The following is a 15,326-nucleotide window of genomic DNA, read 5'->3' as shown; positions in this document are numbered from 1 at the left end:
TGGCCGCTATTCGCCCGTCTGTCGGTGTGGCGCCGTCACCGGTTTGGACTCCGGCGACCCGTGCTGGCGCAGCACGATGCTGAGCACCACGAGGCAGCCGACCGCGAGAAACTCGCTCTGCCAGTTCTGCATGGACTGGAACCAGAAGTCCGGCGTGACCAGGAACCGCAGCGCGGTTATGGGCGGCGCGCCGCTCTCGAGGGCCTGCTCCTCGTTGTAGCTCGCCGTGCCCGTGAGCAGGTGCGCGACGAAGGCCAGGGCGAAGAACGCGAACAGCACGATGGACAGGCTGTTGCGGTAGATCACCTGGGCGGCGCCGTGCGCGCGGGACCAGAGCGGTGAGTCGACCGTGGCGTGCTCGGGCAGGTCCTCGGGCCGGTCGCGCTGGTCGGGCGGCTTCGACTCCGACGAGCCGCGCTGCACGAGGTACGCCGTCAACAGGATGTACGAGCCCATCTGGAGGAACTCGGACTCCCAGTTCTCGAACAGCGCCTCGCCGAAATGGCCGGTGCCGAGGTAGTGCCAGAAGCCGTCGGCCGGCAGCCCCGCCGCCACCAGCTGCTCGTTGCGGACCTGCCAGCCGAACACGGCCTGCAGCACGGCGAAGACGAGAAAGGCCCCGAACATCACCAGCGAGAGCGCGTTGAGCCTGGCGAACGTCTTCATGTTCATCTGGACCCCCGGAGTGGTCGTGCGACCGCTACCTACCCGGCCACCGCGCCGGTGAACCGGTGCGGTTAGGGCCGGATGAGCCGGGTAAGGGGCCGTCGTGACCACCAGCCGGACGGACGCGCCGGGGGCGGGGGAGTTCGTGCCCGCCCGGGCGGACCTCGATGATCTTCGCGAGGCGGCCCACGGCTGCCGGGGGTGTGACCTGTACCGGAACGCCACCCAGGTGGTCTTCTCGGTCGGGGCGGCGGACGCCGCTCTCGTGCTCGTGGGGGAGCAGCCCGGGGACGTGGAGGACCGGGAGGGCGAGCCGTTCGTCGGCCCGGCGGGCAACCTGCTGACCCGGGCGCTGGACGAGGCGGGCGTGGGCCGGGGGGCGGCCTACCTCACCAACGCGGTCAAGCACTTCCGGTTCCACGAGTCGCCGCGCGGCAAGCGGCGCATCCACGACAAACCCGACCGGGTGCAGATCGTGGCGTGCCGGCCGTGGCTCGTCGCCGAGTTCGCGCTGCTGCGCCCGCGCGTGGTGGTGGCGCTCGGCGCGACCGCCGCGGGCGCGCTCGTGGGCCCGGCGTTCCGGGTCACCCGTTCGCGCGGGGAACTTCTGCCGTGGCCGGCCAGCGCGCAGCATCCCGGGGACTTCCCGGAGCTGGACCCGCCCGCGCTGTTCCTCGCCACCGTGCACCCGTCCGCGGTGCTGCGCTCGGACGACCGCCAGGCCGCCTACCAGGCGTTCGCGGCCGACCTGGCCGTGGCGGCGAAGGCGGCCGCGTAGCGCTTGCGTGATGGCGCCAGATGTTCGAACATATGTTCGTGGACGCCGCGATCTTGCATGCTGACCTGGACGCTTTCTACGCGTCCGTCGAGCAGCGTGATCATCCGCGGCTGCGGGGGCGGCCGGTGATCGTCGGCGGCGGCGTCGTGCTCGCGTGCAGCTACGAGGCGAAGGCGCGCGGGGTCCGCACCGCCATGGGCGGGCGGCAGGCGCTGCGCCTGTGTCCCGACGCCGTCGTCGTCCAACCCCGGTTCTCCGAGTACGTCGCGGCGAGCCGTGCCGTCTTCGAGGTGTTCCGGGACACCACCCCGGTCGTCGAGGGCATCTCGATCGACGAGGCGTTCCTCGACGTCTCGGGCCTGCGTCGCATCGCCGGGCCACCGGTCGGGATCGCCGAGCGGTTGCGCCACGAGGTGCGCGAGCGGGTCGGCCTGCCGATCACCGTCGGGGTGGCCCGCACCAAGTTCCTCGCCAAGGTCGCCAGCCGGGTCGCCAAGCCCGACGGGCTGCTTCTCGTGCCGCCCGACGACGAGCTGGGGTTCCTGCACCCGCTGCCGGTCGAGCTGCTCTGGGGCGTCGGCCCGGTCACCTCCGGCAAGCTGCGCGAGCTGCGGATCACCACCGTGGGCCACGTCGCCCGGCTGGGCGAGGCGGCGCTCGTGTCGATCGTCGGCGAGGCCGCCGGCCGGCAGCTGCACGCGCTGGCCCACAACCAGGACCACCGGCGGGTCCAGGTGGGCAGGCGCCGCGGGTCGATCGGCGCCCAGCGCGCGCTGGGCTGGCGGCCGCACTCGCCCGAGGCCATCGACGCCGCCGCGGTCGCGCTGGTCGACCGGGTCACCCGCCGGATGCGCAAGGCGGGGCGCGTCGGGCGGACCGTCGTACTCAGGCTGCGTTTTGATGATCTTTCAAGGGCGACCCGGTCGCGGACCCTGCCCCGCGCGACCGACGGCACGCAGGCCATTCTCGGGGCGGTGCGCGGGCTGCTCGCGGCCGCGCAGCCGCTCATCGCGGAGCGCGGCATCACCCTGGTGGGGATCTCGGTCAGCAACTTCGACCAGCACGGCGGCGTGCAGCTGGAACTGCCGCTCGACGGGCATCCGCCGGTGGCCCTCGACGCCACCGTCGACGCGGTCCGCGACCGGTTCGGCACGACCGCGATCAACCGGGCCGGCCTGCTCCGCGACGACCCCGGCCTGGTCATGCCCATGCTCCCGGACTGACAGGCGCGCGACGAACAGGTCGTGAGTGGACAATCCCCCGCGTAGGGGTGTCCCAACGTGGGATGGCCCGATTTGGGGACGTCCACTACGCTCGGAGGCCGCTAGATCATGGTAGGCGTGGAAGGGCCACAGCATGCAGGTGAAGGACGTACTGACGGCGATCCTCCTGGGCGCGCTCATCGGGTTGCTCGGCAGGCTGACCCTGCCCGGCAAGCAGAGCATCGGGCTCTTCAGCACCGGTCTCATCGGCTTCGGCGCCGCGCTGCTCGGCGGCCTCGTCGCCCGGGCGTTCAATGTGCACGACGACGGCATGATGAGCATCGGCAGCCTTTCGTGGAGCTGGGCGAAGCTCGGCATCCAGGTCGGGTTCGCCGTCGTGGGCGTCGCCCTCGCCCAGTTGCTGACGCACACCCGACTGGCCGACAACGACCGGCCCGCCCGGCGCCCGCGCAAGCGGGCCCGCCGCAGCGACTGATGATCGGCAGCCGATTCGCAGGCACCTGCCAGCGGATGTAAAGGGACGGTTAACGCTGTCTTGACGCGCCGACCCCACCCTGTTGCACGTGACGAGCGTGATGTACATCGGCGGGTGGGGTCGCAGCGGCACCACGATCATCGACAACGTCCTCGGCGCGCACGACGGCGTCTTCAGCGCGGGGGAACTGTTCCACCTCTGGCAGCGTGGGCTCATCAACGGCCGCAGGTGCGGCTGCGGTGAGCCCGTACGCGCCTGCGCCCTGTGGCGCGAGGTGCTGCGCGTCGCGTACGGCGACAACCCGCCGGACCCCAGGCAGATGGTCGTCTGGCAGCGCGAGGTCGCCCGGGCCCGGCACACGTCGCGGCTGCTGCAGCGCCCGCACCCGCTGAGCGACGTGACGGCCCGGCTCTACCGGGCGATCGCCGAGGTCACCGGCGCCCGCCTCATCATCGACTCGTCCAAGGTGCCCTCCGGCGCCGCGCTGCTCGCCTCGATGCCCGGCGTCACCGGCTACCTGCTGCACGTGGTGCGCGACCCACGCGCCGTGGCGTACTCGTGGCAGCGGCCCACCAGGCAGCTCGACCTGCCCCGACCGGCGCTCATGCGCACCCACGGGCCGGTCGACAGCACCAGTCACTGGGTGTTCTGGAACCTCCTCGTGGAGCGCGCCGCCCGCGCCTTCGAGGCCCGGTACCTGCGGGTGCGCTACGAGGACTTCGCCGCCGCGCCCGCCGACGTCATCGGCCTGATGCTGGCGCTGGCCGGAATGTCGCCGGCCTCCGACCCGTTCGAGGAGCCGCACCGGGTGCGACTCGGTGGCAACCACACCGTCTCCGGCAACCCGTCCCGGTTCCGCGCCGGGCTGGTCGAGCTGCGCGCTGACGAGGCGTGGCGTGGCGAGCTGCCCGGCCCTTCGGCCCGCGCGGTCACCGCGCTGGCCATGCCGCTGCTGCACCGCTACGGCTACCCGGTCCGGGTCGACCGCGCGGGCGCGCCGGCAGGGGTGCCTGGCTAGAGTCGGAGCATGTCCGATCTTGTGTTCCGCCCCGCCACCAGCAGTGATGTCGCGGCCGTGCTGGAGTTCTGGGCGTCCGCCGCCGAGGACGCCCACCGGCCGACCGACACCGCCGAGGCCGTCGAGCGCCTCATCGCCCGCGACCCGGACGCGCTGGTGCTCGCCGTCGACACGGACGACCGGGTCGTGGGCTCGATCGTGGCCGGCTGGGACGGGTGGCGGTGCCACATCTACCGGCTCGCGGTGGCGCCCGACCGACGTCGGGAGGGCATCGGCCGGGCGTTGATCACCGCGGCGGAGGAACGGTTCGTCGCGGCCGGGGCCGGCCGGGTCGACGCGATGGTGCTCACGGACAACACCTCGGCACACGCGGCCTGGCGCGCGGCCGGCTACATGCCGCAGGCCGAGTGGGCGCGGTGGGTCAAGCCGCTGCGCTGAAACCCTATCTATTCCTCGTCGTCCGCGCCGGTGAGGTCCAGCAGGGCGTTGCTGAGGGGATCGGTCAGGTCGTCGCTCGGCACCGCGATCGCCTCGGCCTCGGCGTGCAGCTGGTCCTCCTGGTCCGGTTCGGGCTCGGGTGTCGTGCCTTCGCCCGAGAAGCCGTACTCGTTGGGCTCGTTCACTTCAGTGCTCATCGTGCTGCCCTCCTGGTGTGCCGTCGACATCCATCGTCCCGCCGACCGGTACCCGGCGGGACGTGTTCGCACGCCCGGTACCCGCCGGAAGGACCGCTTTCACCAGGAGAAGCGCTCGCTGTGCAGCTGGGCGCGGGACACGCCGGCCCGACGGGCCGCGACCAGCACCGCCCGGATCCAGGCGGGCGGGCCGCACACGTAGAAGTCATGGTCGGCCGGGTCGGGGACCAGGTCGGTGAGCGTCACGTCCGCACCGGCGGGCCGCCAGTCGCCGGCCGGGCCGCGGCCGCCGACGAGAAGGTGGATCCGCACGCCGCGCTCGTCGGCGAGCGCCGCGAGCTCGTCGCGGAGCACCAGGTCGGCCTCGGTGCTGGCCCGGTAGACGAGCACCGCCTCGCCGGGGGCGTAGTCCAGCTCCTCCAGCAGGGCCCGCAGCGGGGTGATGCCGATCCCGGCCGCGAACAGCGCGACCTTCCGCCGCTGCCGGACCGCGCCGGTGAGCCGGCCGTACGGCCCCTCGAACAGCACCCGGGCGCCGGGGCGCAGGTGGGCGAGCCCGTCGCCGACGTCCTTCACAGTGATCCGCAGGGCGTCGGGGCGCGGCGCCGCCGACAGCGAGTACGGGTGGGACCGGGTCCAGCCGCGCCCGCCGAGGAACCGCCACTGCAGGAAGTGCCCGGCGCGCAGCGGCAGCCGGTCCAGGTCGCGCCCGCGCATGTGGACCGACACGACGCCGGGGCCCTCGGGTCGCACCTCGGTGACGGTCAACCGGTGCCGCCGGGAGCGCAGCAGCGGCAGCGCCACCCGGAAAGCCAGCACGCTGCCGGCGGCCAGGAGGTAGACCGCCCACAGGTAGCGCGTGCCCCACGTCTGGCCGAGGAACTCGGTGCCGTTCCACAGGATGTGCGGCATGAGCAGGCCGATGCCCACGTAGGCATACAGGTGCAGCAGGTGCCACAGCTCGTAGCGCAGCCGGCGCCGGGCGGCCCGCAGCGAGATCCCGACGACGAGCGTGATCAGCGCCGTCCCGGCCACGGCCAGCAGCATGCCGGGCAGCGTCCAGACGATGCGCCACAGCTCGTCCAGGTATCCGTGGTGTCTCATCTCCCACGAGTAGCCGACCCACGTGGCGAGGATGTGCACCAGCAGCAGGTGGAACGAGGTGAAGCCCACCCAGCGGTGCCAGCGGGCGAACGTGTCCTGCCCGAAGGCGCGTTCCAGCCACGGGATCCGGGCCATGAGCACGACCTGGGTCAGCAGCAGGGCGATGGCGGCCAGCCCGGCGAGGCGGCCGATGGACATCACGGCCAGGGCACGGTCCAGCACAAGGTCGCGCAGCCCGGGGGAGACCCAGAAGTAGGTGAGCACGGCGAGGTTGCCGCCCGCCGCCGCGTACGCGGCGAGGCGCACCCACCGGTCGGGCGGCGCGAACCGGGTCGGCAGCGGGGCGGGTGCGAGCGTCGTCAACGGGTGCCTTTCTGCGGGCTCCTCCGGCAGTGTCCGGTGCGGACGCTATCGTCCATCCGGCCCGGGCTCTGCCGGGAGTCGGACAGTGGCCGGCGGGGGTTGCCCGGACAGTCCGACTTATCGGTCACGCGGGTATGGACTACCCGTCGCCGCGTGTGGTTCGCTGGGCGCCAGGCTCGTTGGGAACGGGGTGCGCGGATGCGGGCGGTCGTCGTCACCGGGCTCGGCGGCCCGGAGGTCCTGCAACTCACCGAGGTGCCCGACCCCGTGGCCGGCGACGGACAGGCTCCTATGCGGAGTACGTGGCTGCCGACGTCGACTGGGTCGTCCCGCTGCCCGACGGGCTCGACGCGGCGGGCGCCGCCACGGTCCCGCTCAACGCGCAGAGTGCGTCGCGCGTGCTCGCCGTGGCCGACCTGACCGCGCCGACGACCGTTCTCGTCATCGGCGCGAGCGGGGGCGTGGGCGGCTTCGTCGCGCAGCTCGCGGTCGCCGCCGGCCACCGCGTCGTCGCCGTCGCCACGAGCGGCGACGAGGACTGGGTGGCCGGCCTCGGCGTCGCCGAGGTGGTCTCCCGCGACGCCGACCTGGCCACCGTCGGGCCGGTGCCGGTGGTGCTCGATGTCGTGCCGGTCGGCGCGCCCGCGCATCCCGCCGTGGCCGACGGCGGCACGCTGCTCACCACCCGTCCGACGGAGCCGATCGACCCCGCCCGGGGCGTCCGCCAGGAACTGGTGCTCGTCGTCCCGGACCGGGACCTGCTGCGTCGGCGGGTGGCCGACGTCGCCGCGGGCGCACTGCGCACCCGGGTGGCTGCCGTCCTGCCGCTGGCCGAGGCGGCCGAGGCGCACCGCCTGGCCGAGACCCACGGCGTACGCGGGAAGGTGATCCTCGCGCCGTAGCTAGCTGGCGTGCCGCGCGGTGCTCGCGCGGACGACGAGCGGCGTGGCCAGCTCGACCCGCGTGGTGTCGAGCTCCTCGCCGGAGATGAGCGAGAACAGCATGCGGGTCGCCATGCCGGCCATCTCGGTGAGCGGCTGGCGCACCGTGGTGAGCGGCGGCACCGCCCAGCGGGCCTCGTCGAGGTCGTCGAAGCCGACGATGCTCATGTCGTCGGGCACCCGCATGCCGCGCTCGTAGAGCGCCTCGTACGCCCCGAGCGCCATCTGGTCGGCGCAGACGAAGATGGCGGTGGGCGGTTCGGGCAGGTCGAGCAGCGCCATCGTCTCGCGGTAGCCGGTGGGGCTGAGGAAGTCGCCGAAGCGGACGTAGCCGGGCGGCACGCTGACGCCGGCGGCGCCCATCGCGGCGCGGTAGCCGTCGACGCGGGCGCGGCTGCACAGCACGTCCGTCGGGCCGCCGATGACCGCGACCCTGCGGTGGCCGAGGCCGAGGAGGTGCTCGGTGGCCGCGAGGCCGCCGGCCCAGTTGGTGGCGCCGACGGCTGGGATGCCGGGGGCGGGCGTGCCGGCCGGGTCGACGATGACCACCGGCACGTCCAGCTCCTCCAGCCGGGCCTGCTGGCCCGGGGACAGCTCGGACAGGACGAGCAGGACGCCGTCGGAGCGGCGGGCGGCAAGGTTCTGCAGCCACCGCTCGTCGGGACGGGTGCGGTGCCGGCCGTGCACCGCCGAGACGACGACGGCCGAGCCCGCGCGGTAGGCGACCTCCTCGACGCCCGCCAGGATCTCCATGGCCCAGGGGCTGCCGAGATCCACGAAGACGAGGTCGATCAGGCCGACGTTGCTGTTCTGGCGGCCCCGCGGCGGGCGGTAGCCGTGCGTGCGCAGCAGTTCCTCAATGGTGTGCCGGGTGGCCGGGGCGACGTCGGGACGACCGTTGACCACTTTGGACACGGTCGGCACCGAGACGCCCGCCGCCGCGGCAATCTCCGCCATCGTCGCGCGGCGGCCGCGGGTGGCCTTTCCCGGCATATTTCCTCCATTGCCCTGCTGGTCAGGCGGCCTTTGACCGATCCTGATCCGAACTCTACCCCGAAAGTTTTCGATCCGGTGTACCCGTTCGGCCCGACCTCAGCCCTTGCTGGAGTCGGAGGCCGTGAGACCGCCGATGAGCTGCCGCTCCGCCACCGCGTAGAACGCCAGTGCCGGGATCATCGCGATGACCACGTACGCCAGGATCTTCGCCAGGTCCGTGGCGTACTGGCTCTGGAACTGCTGTACGCCAATGGGGAGCGTCCACCAGTCCGGGTCGGTGAACACGACCAGCGGGAGCATGAAGTTGTTCCAGCTGGCCACGATCGCGAGGACCGAGACCGTGGCGAGCGCCGGGCGGGCCATCGGCAGCAGGATGCGCCAGAAGAACCCCCACGGACCGCAGCCGTCGAGCGTCGCGGCCTCCTCGACCTCCACCGGGATGGCCCGGAAGAACGACCGGAGAACGATGATCGTAATCGGCAGGCCGAAGGCGGCCTGCGGCAGGATCACCCCGAGCGGGTTGTCGAGTAGGTTCAGCTCCCGCAGCAGGATGAACAGCGGCAGGATCGCCACTGCGAACGGGAACATCAGCCCTACCGAGAAGACGGTGAAGAAGAACTCCCGACCCTTGAACGCGAACCGCGCGAAGACGTACGACGCCGCCGCGCCTGTCCCGACCACCAGGAGCACCGTGCCGAGGCCCACGATCAGGCTGTTCATCATCGGGATCCAGAAGTGCTGGGACCCGAGGATCTCGGCGTAGTTGTCGAACACCCACGGCTTGGGCAGGCCCAGCGGGTTCGTCGACAGCTGTCCGTTGGTCTTGAAGCCGCCGAGCACGCCGAACATCACCGGCACGACGATGATCGCCGCGACGAAGATGGAGACGATGTGCAGCCCCACCGATTTGAGGGGCGACTTGGAACCGACCATCTCCTGGCTCATCGGTAGTCCCTCATCACGGTGATGGCTCCCTCGGTGTCGCGGCGCATGACGAACCGCTGGTACAGCAGGGCGAATACCAGGCTGAAGATGAACATGACGATGCTGATCGCGCTGGCGTAGCCCACCTGGAACCGCTTGAAGCCGAACTGGAACATCGTCACGGCCATGGTCTCGGACGCGTGGATCGGCCCACCGCCCGTGAGTACCCAGACCAGGTCGAACAGCTGCAGGGTGCCGATGACCGACAGGAAGATGCTGATCCGGATCGTCGGGCCGAGCAGCGGCAACGTGATCTTGCGGAAGATCTGCCAGGCGGTCGCCCCCTCGGTTGCCGCAGCCTCGTGCAACTCGTGCGGGATGCCCTGGCGGGCCGCCAAGTACAGGATCATGTGGAACCCGAAGTACTTCCACGTGATCACGAAGAACAGCAGGTACAGCACGATGTTCGGGTCACCGAGCCACGCCGTGTCCGTGTTGATGCCGAACACGTCGAAGAGGTAGTCGGCCAGGCCGATCTCCGGCGCGAAGATCAGGTTGAACAGGACGGCCGTGATGACCTCGGACAGCACGTACGGCGCGAAGAACAGCAGCCGGTAGACGGCGCGACCGCGCAGCTTCTGGTTGAGCAGCATGGCCAGGCCCAGCGACAGAGGCAGCTGGATCACCAGCGACAGCACGATCAGGATGCCGCCGTGCTTGAGGTCGTCCAGGAACACCGGGTCCTTGAACAACCTCCTGAAGTTGTCGAACCCGATGAAGTCCGTGGGGTGCCCGCCGAAGCCGTTCCACTTGAAGAAGCTGTCGTACGCCGCGATCACGATCGGCGCCAGCACCATGAGGCAGAACAGCACCAGCGCCGGCGCCATGAACGCCGTGATGATGAGGTAGCCACGTAGACGCGACCGCCGGCGAGCCGGAGGACCCGAAAGGTCCTCCGGCTCAGGCGTCGTCCTGGTGGACGGGGTTGTTGCAGAGACGGACATCGCTACTGGGACTTCGCAACCTGGGTGATGTTCTGGACGACCTTCTCGGGGGTGCTCTGGCCGGCGATCAGCGCGGCCACCGAGTCGTTGACCTCCTGGCCGACGGCCGGCGGGAACGCCTGGTCGAGGTAGAGCTGGAAGCCCGTCGCCGAGGCAAGGGTGGACGCCACGGTCGCGGCGTTCGGGTCCTTGATGGCGTCGGCGGCGGCCGTGTTGGTCACCAGGGTGCCGTTGCCCGCGGCCGTGCGCTGGTTGTCGACGTTGAGCAGGAACTTCAGGAAGTCCACCGTCGCCGGCGGGGCGTTCTTGCCGATCGAGAAGCCGTTGCCGCCGCCGAACGCGTCGGTCGCCGCGCCCTTGCCGCCGTCGACGGCCGGGAAGGTGAAGAAGCCCAGCTTGTCGCCGAGGCCCTTGCCGCTCGCGGACGAGGACGTCTGGGTGACGGGAGCCCACTGGCCCATGAGCTCCATGGCGGCCTGGCCGTTACCCATGGTCGCGGCCTGGCCACCCGGCTTGTCGTACTGCGCGGCGAGGAAGCCCTTCTGGAACGGCTGCAGGTCGACGAGCGCCTTGAGGTGCGCGCCGGCCTGGATGAAGTCCGGGGTGTTGAAGTCCTTGCTCGCGGCGGCGGCCTTGAGCGCGTCCAGGCCGGCGGTGCGCATGGCCAGGTACGCCCAGTAGAAGTGGCCCGGCCACTTGTCCTTGCCGGCCAGGGCGAGCGGGGTGATGCCCTTGCCCTTGATCGTCTGCACGACGGTCAGGAACTCCGCCCAGGTCTTCGGCGGGGCTGAGATGCCGGCCTTGGCGAACAGGTCCTTGTTGTACCAGAAGCCGACCATGCCGATGTCCCACGGGATGCCGTAGAGCTTCCCGTCGACCGTGTATGGCTGCAGCCCTGCGGGCACCAGGTCGCCCTTCCACGAGGAGGTCGCCTCGGTGATGTCCTTGACCAGGCCGGCCTCGACCTGCTGGGCGAGGACGCCGCCGCCCCACGACTGGAACAGGTCCGGCGGGTTGCCGGCCTGCGTCGCCGTGGTGAGCTTCGCCTTGAAGGCCTCGTTCTCCAGGGGCGTGATGTTGATCGTCACGTTGGGGTTCGCGGCCTGGTATGCCTTGGCCATGGTCGCCCACTGGGTCAGACCGGGCTCGGTGGTCTGGATGTGCCACCAGTTGATGGTCTGCGGGGACTTGTCGTCCTTGGGGGCTTCGGGCTCGTCGGAACCGCAGGCGGCGAGCGCGAGCGCGCCCGCGGTGAGGCCGGCGGCACCGAGAAGGGTGCGACGGGTGAGGTGCGGAGGGGTGGTCATGTGCCGTCCCTTTCGAGGTGGCCGCGCCAGGTGGCGTCAGCCCTATCGGTAATTGGCGGGGGCGGTGCAGATGTGTTGAGCGCTGAAACGGGTGGGACTAGGGGTGTGGCGGGGGTGTGAGTGCGAAACTTTCGGGGTTGCCCTCGATAGATTCGATCGATGTGGCGCACGCTACGGCCACGTGAACCTTGGGTCAAGACCTATCGCATCTCGACATCGGACGCTACCGTGAGGCGGACTTTAGCGCGTGCGGGCCGGCAAACTTTCTGGATAAGTATCGGAAGTTGTCGGATCGCAATGATCAGGAGGCTCCACGATGAGCGCAAGCGCCGGCCGGTCGGCGGCGGAAACCATTCCATCCGCACCCGACCTCGGCCCGTCCTCGCCGGACGGCGGGGCGCCGTGGCGTGACACCACGTTGCCGGCGGCCGAACGGGTCGCGGATCTGCTCGGGCGCATGACGCTGGCGGAGAAGGTGGCCCAGCTGTACTCGGTGTGGGTCGGCGTGAGCCGGAGCGGCGACGAGGTCGTGCCGTTCCAGCACGAGCTGGCGCCGTCCGCGTACGAGTGGCCGGACGTCATCCGCGACGGGCTCGGGCAGTTCACCCGGCCGTTCGGCACGGCGCCCACCGACCCGCTCGACGGCGCCAAGGCGCTCGCCCGGCTGCAGGCCGACGTGACGTCGACGGGCCGCTTCGGCATCCCCGCCGTGGTGCACGAGGAGTGCCTCACGGGCTTCATGAGCTGGGGCGCCACCGTCTTCCCGACGCCGCTGGCGTGGGGCGCGAGCTTCGACCCCGACCTCGTCGAGGAGATGGCGCACCGCGTCGGCGCGCAGATGCGTCAGCTCGGCGTGCACCAGGGCCTCGCGCCGGTCCTCGACGTCACCCGCGACGCGCGCTGGGGCCGCACCGAGGAGACCATCGGCGAGGATCCGTACCTCGTGGCGACCGTCGGCACCGCGTACGTCAAGGGCCTGGAGCGCGCCGGGATCATCGCGACCCTCAAGCACTTCGCGGGGTACTCGGGCTCGCGCGGCGCGCGCAACTTCGGGCCGGTCTCCGCCGGGCCCCGCGAGCTCGCCGACGTGTACCTGCCGCCGTTCGAGATGGCGCTGCGCGAGGGCGGCGCCCGCTCGGTCATGCACTCCTACGCCGAGATCGACGGCGTGCCGGCGGCCGCGCACACCGAGCTGCTCACCACGCTGCTGCGCGACACCTGGGGCTTCGAGGGCACCGTGGTCGCCGACTACTTCGGGGTCAGCTTCCTGGAGATGCTCCACCACCTCACCGACGACCGCGGCCGGGCCGCCGGCCTCGCGCTGGCCGCCGGCGTGGACGTGGAACTGCCCTCGATCCGCTGCTTCGGCGGGCCCCTCATCGAAGCGATTCAACGTGGGGACGTGGCCGAGTCGCTCGTCGACCGCGCGGCGACCCGGGTGCTGCTGCAGAAGGCCGAGATCGGCCTGCTCGACCCGGACTGGTCGCCGATCCCGGTGCTCGAGGTCGACGACCACGCGCCGGTCGTCGACCTCGACCCGCCGGCCGACAGGGCCCTGGCCCGCACGCTCGCCGAGGAGTCGGTCGTGCTGCTCGCCAACGACGGAGCGCTGCCGCTGCGGCCGGGCGCCCGGGTGGCGCTCGTCGGGCCGCAGGCCGACACGTCCGACGCGATGCTCGGCTGCTACACGTTCCCCCGCCACGTGGCGAACCAGCACCCGACGTACCCGGCCGGCGTGCCCGTACCCACGCTGTTGTCGGCGTTGACCGACGCGGACGTGACGGTGACCCACGCGCCCGGCTGCGGCGTGGACACCGACGACCGGTCGGGCTTCGCCGCCGCGGTCGCCGCGGCGCGCGACGCCGATGTGGTCGTCGCGGTCCTCGGCGACCGGTCCGCCCTGTTCGGGATGGGCACCTCGGGCGAGGGCTGCGACGCCCCCGACCTGGCCCTCCCCGGCCTCCAGGGCGAGCTTCTCGAAGAACTTCTGGCCACGGGTACGCCGGTGGTGCTGGTCCTGCTCGCGGGACGCCCCTACGCGCTCGGGGCGTACGCCGACCGGCTCGCCGCGAGCGTGCAGGCCTTCTTCCCGGGCGAGGAGGGCGGCCCGGCCGTGGCCCGGGTCCTCACCGGTGCCGTCAACCCGTCCGGGCGACTGCCGGTCAGCGTGCCGGCGTCGCCGCACTCGTCGGTCACCTACCTCGGCCCCGAGCTCAGCCACAAGTCGAACGTCAGCTCCGTCGACCCCACGCCCGCGTACGCGTTCGGGCACGGGCTGTCGTACACCTCGTTTGAATGGTCGGCCGAGGACCAGGGTGAGCGGCTCGACTGGCCGACCGACGGCAGCGTGTCCGTGTCGGTCACCGTGCGCAACGCGGGCGACCGGGCCGGCGCCGAGGTCGTCCAGCTCTACCTGCACGACGCGGTCGCCCAGGTGACCCGCCCGGTCATCCGCCTCATCGGGTACGCCCGGGTGGCGCTGGAGGCCGGCCAGGAGCGGCGGGTCACCTTCACCGTCCCCGCGGACCTGTGCGCGTTCACCGGCCTCGACAGTCGGCGCGTCGTCGAGCCCGGCGACGTGGAGCTGCGGCTGGCCGCGTCGAGCACCGACGTGCGGCACACCGTCGCGGCGCGGCTGACGGGTCCGCTGCGCGCCGTCGATCACCGCCGGGCGCTGCGCCCCGGCGTCACCGTCTCGCCGTAGCACCGCGCGGCGGCAAGGACAGGGCCGGTCGGCTTCCGACCGGCCCTGTCCTTGTTGTTTTTCCTGCTCGCCACTGGTGGTGAGGGATGCGTCACTGTCGCGTCACGCAGGTGAAAGTTTCGCCTGTCGCACCTGCTGGAACGCGCGATCGACTCATGTTTATTGCTCTATCAACGTTGTCGGTGCTGCAATGTGAACCTGCCGTGGCGGTCTCTCGGGCGGGGACACCCGGCGCCCGCCCCAGCCTGGGAGCCGATGCGGCGGCGACGTACGGCCGTACCTGCCGGACGTCCGGCACCTCATCCACCATTTCCACCCGCGCCGCGCCGGCTGGCCGCCGAGGAACGGAGCGCGACCGCGATAACGACCTTCGCACGAAGAGACCACGGACTGTCCCGTCCCGACGGCGGTCCGGCAAGGAAGGAGAGTCTGATGCGGATCAGACAGCGGCTCGCGGTCTTCTCGGCCGCAGCGCTTCTCGCGACCGCCATCGTGACGGTGTTGACGCCGTCCGGCGCGCTCGCGCACGGAGCGATGATGAAGCCAGGTTCGCGTACCTACAACTGCTGGCTCGACGGGCTCACCCAGCAGGGCGACATCCAGCCCAAGAACCCCGCGTGCGCCGCGGCGGTGGCGGCGGGCGGCACCACCCCGCTCTACAACTGGTTCGGCGTGCTGCGCGGCGACGCCGCCGGCCGCACGACGGGGTACATCGCCGACGGGAACCTGTGCAGCGGCGGGAACCCGACCTTCGCCGCCTACGACGCGGCGCGGTCGGACTGGCCGCTCACGCACCTCACGGCCGGCGCGAACTTCAACTGGTGGTACAGCAACTGGGCGGCCCACCCGGGCACCTGGTACATGTACGTCACCAGGGACGGCTTCAACCCCAACTCCCCGCTCAAGTGGAGTGACCTGGAGTCTCAGCCGTTCCTGACGGTTACCAACCCGCCGGCGCAGGGCGCGGTCGGCACCAACGACGGCCACTACTACTGGTCGGGCAACCTGCCGTCCGGCAAGAGCGGCCAGCACATCATCTACTCCCGCTGGGTGCGTTCGGACAGCGCCGAGAACTTCTTCGGCTGCTCGGACGTCGTCTTCGACGGCGGCAACGGTCAGGTCACCGGCATCGGCACCGGCTCCGGCCCCACGTCGGCCGCGCCGACCACGCGGGCCCCGTCCTCGGCG

15 protein-coding genes are annotated in these 15,326 nt (G+C 71.5%); 8 read left to right on the top strand and 7 right to left on the bottom strand.

Annotated elements, in window-relative coordinates; all coding sequences use genetic code 11:
* Positions 1 to 6 precede the first annotated feature (6 nt).
* Positions 7 to 672, bottom strand: a complete 666-nt coding sequence (locus ABD211_RS31670; protein ID WP_344139931.1) for a DUF6766 family protein — start codon at positions 670 to 672, stop codon at positions 7 to 9.
* A gap of 97 nt (positions 673 to 769) precedes the next feature.
* Here ABD211_RS31670 and ABD211_RS31665 point away from each other — a divergent pair, with 97 nt between their 5' ends.
* The 5 genes from ABD211_RS31665 to ABD211_RS31645 all read left to right on the top strand — a co-directional run bounded on the left by ABD211_RS31665 (position 770) and on the right by ABD211_RS31645 (position 4,598).
* A complete protein-coding gene (locus ABD211_RS31665; protein ID WP_344139928.1) occupies positions 770 to 1,444 on the top strand; it encodes a UdgX family uracil-DNA binding protein in 675 nt (224 codons plus the stop codon).
* A gap of 32 nt (positions 1,445 to 1,476) precedes the next feature.
* The gene (gene dinB / locus ABD211_RS31660; RefSeq protein WP_344139980.1) at positions 1,477 to 2,667 is read left to right on the top strand and encodes a DNA polymerase IV; all 1,191 of its coding nucleotides are present in this window, start codon (positions 1,477 to 1,479) and stop codon (positions 2,665 to 2,667) included.
* Positions 2,668 to 2,806: 139 nt separating this feature from the next.
* Positions 2,807 to 3,142, top strand: a complete 336-nt coding sequence (locus ABD211_RS31655) for a GlsB/YeaQ/YmgE family stress response membrane protein (RefSeq protein WP_425560574.1) — start codon at positions 2,807 to 2,809, stop codon at positions 3,140 to 3,142.
* Between the two features lie 88 nt (positions 3,143 to 3,230).
* A complete protein-coding gene (locus tag ABD211_RS31650) occupies positions 3,231 to 4,160 on the top strand; it encodes a sulfotransferase (protein ID WP_344139923.1) in 930 nt (309 codons plus the stop codon).
* A 9-nt stretch (positions 4,161 to 4,169) separates the two neighbouring features.
* Entirely contained in the window at positions 4,170 to 4,598 is a 429-nt protein-coding gene (locus ABD211_RS31645; protein ID WP_344139920.1) for a GNAT family N-acetyltransferase, read from the top strand.
* A gap of 8 nt (positions 4,599 to 4,606) precedes the next feature.
* Here the strand turns inward: ABD211_RS31645 and ABD211_RS31640 are convergent, their stop codons facing one another.
* Both ABD211_RS31640 and ABD211_RS31635 read right to left on the bottom strand, forming a co-directional pair.
* Entirely contained in the window at positions 4,607 to 4,795 is a 189-nt protein-coding gene (locus tag ABD211_RS31640; RefSeq protein WP_344139917.1) for a hypothetical protein, read from the bottom strand.
* A gap of 99 nt (positions 4,796 to 4,894) precedes the next feature.
* Positions 4,895 to 6,262: a ferredoxin reductase family protein gene (locus ABD211_RS31635; protein WP_344139914.1), complete on the bottom strand. Its 1,368-nt coding sequence runs from the start codon at positions 6,260 to 6,262 to the stop codon at positions 4,895 to 4,897.
* Positions 6,263 to 6,564: 302 nt separating this feature from the next.
* Here ABD211_RS31635 and ABD211_RS31630 point away from each other — a divergent pair, with 302 nt between their 5' ends.
* Entirely contained in the window at positions 6,565 to 7,164 is a 600-nt protein-coding gene (locus ABD211_RS31630) for a zinc-binding dehydrogenase (RefSeq protein ID WP_344139911.1), read from the top strand.
* Here ABD211_RS31630 and ABD211_RS31625 read toward each other — a convergent pair whose 3' ends face one another.
* The 4 genes from ABD211_RS31625 to ABD211_RS31610 all read right to left on the bottom strand — a co-directional run bounded on the left by ABD211_RS31625 (position 7,165) and on the right by ABD211_RS31610 (position 11,434).
* A complete protein-coding gene (locus tag ABD211_RS31625) occupies positions 7,165 to 8,196 on the bottom strand; it encodes a LacI family DNA-binding transcriptional regulator (protein WP_344139908.1) in 1,032 nt (343 codons plus the stop codon).
* Between the two features lie 99 nt (positions 8,197 to 8,295).
* A complete protein-coding gene (locus ABD211_RS31620; RefSeq protein ID WP_344139905.1) occupies positions 8,296 to 9,144 on the bottom strand; it encodes a carbohydrate ABC transporter permease in 849 nt (282 codons plus the stop codon).
* Positions 9,141 to 10,010 (bottom strand): carbohydrate ABC transporter permease, encoded by an 870-nt coding sequence (locus tag ABD211_RS31615; protein ID WP_344139902.1) that lies wholly within the window; start codon positions 10,008 to 10,010, stop codon positions 9,141 to 9,143. The genes ABD211_RS31620 and ABD211_RS31615 overlap by 4 nt, the downstream gene beginning before the upstream one ends.
* 119 nt (positions 10,011 to 10,129) lie before the next feature.
* Positions 10,130 to 11,434 carry an extracellular solute-binding protein gene (locus ABD211_RS31610; RefSeq protein WP_344139899.1) on the bottom strand — a complete coding sequence of 435 codons (1,305 nt, stop codon included), beginning with the start codon at positions 11,432 to 11,434 and terminating at the stop codon, positions 10,130 to 10,132.
* A 316-nt stretch (positions 11,435 to 11,750) separates the two neighbouring features.
* Here ABD211_RS31610 and ABD211_RS31605 point away from each other — a divergent pair, with 316 nt between their 5' ends.
* Entirely contained in the window at positions 11,751 to 14,138 is a 2,388-nt protein-coding gene (locus ABD211_RS31605) for a beta-xylosidase/alpha-l-arabinosidase (RefSeq protein ID WP_344139896.1), read from the top strand.
* A gap of 432 nt (positions 14,139 to 14,570) precedes the next feature.
* On the top strand, positions 14,571 to 15,326 hold a 756-nt coding region (locus tag ABD211_RS31600), incomplete at its 3' end, for a lytic polysaccharide monooxygenase auxiliary activity family 9 protein (RefSeq protein WP_344139893.1).

Origin of the sequence: Luedemannella flava, assembly GCF_039528515.1 — a bacterium.
Taxonomy (GTDB): Bacteria; Actinomycetota; Actinomycetes; order Mycobacteriales; family Micromonosporaceae; genus Luedemannella; species Luedemannella flava.
The sequence above is the reverse complement of the archived record's forward strand: the minus strand, read 5'-3'. Positions and strand labels throughout refer to the sequence as shown.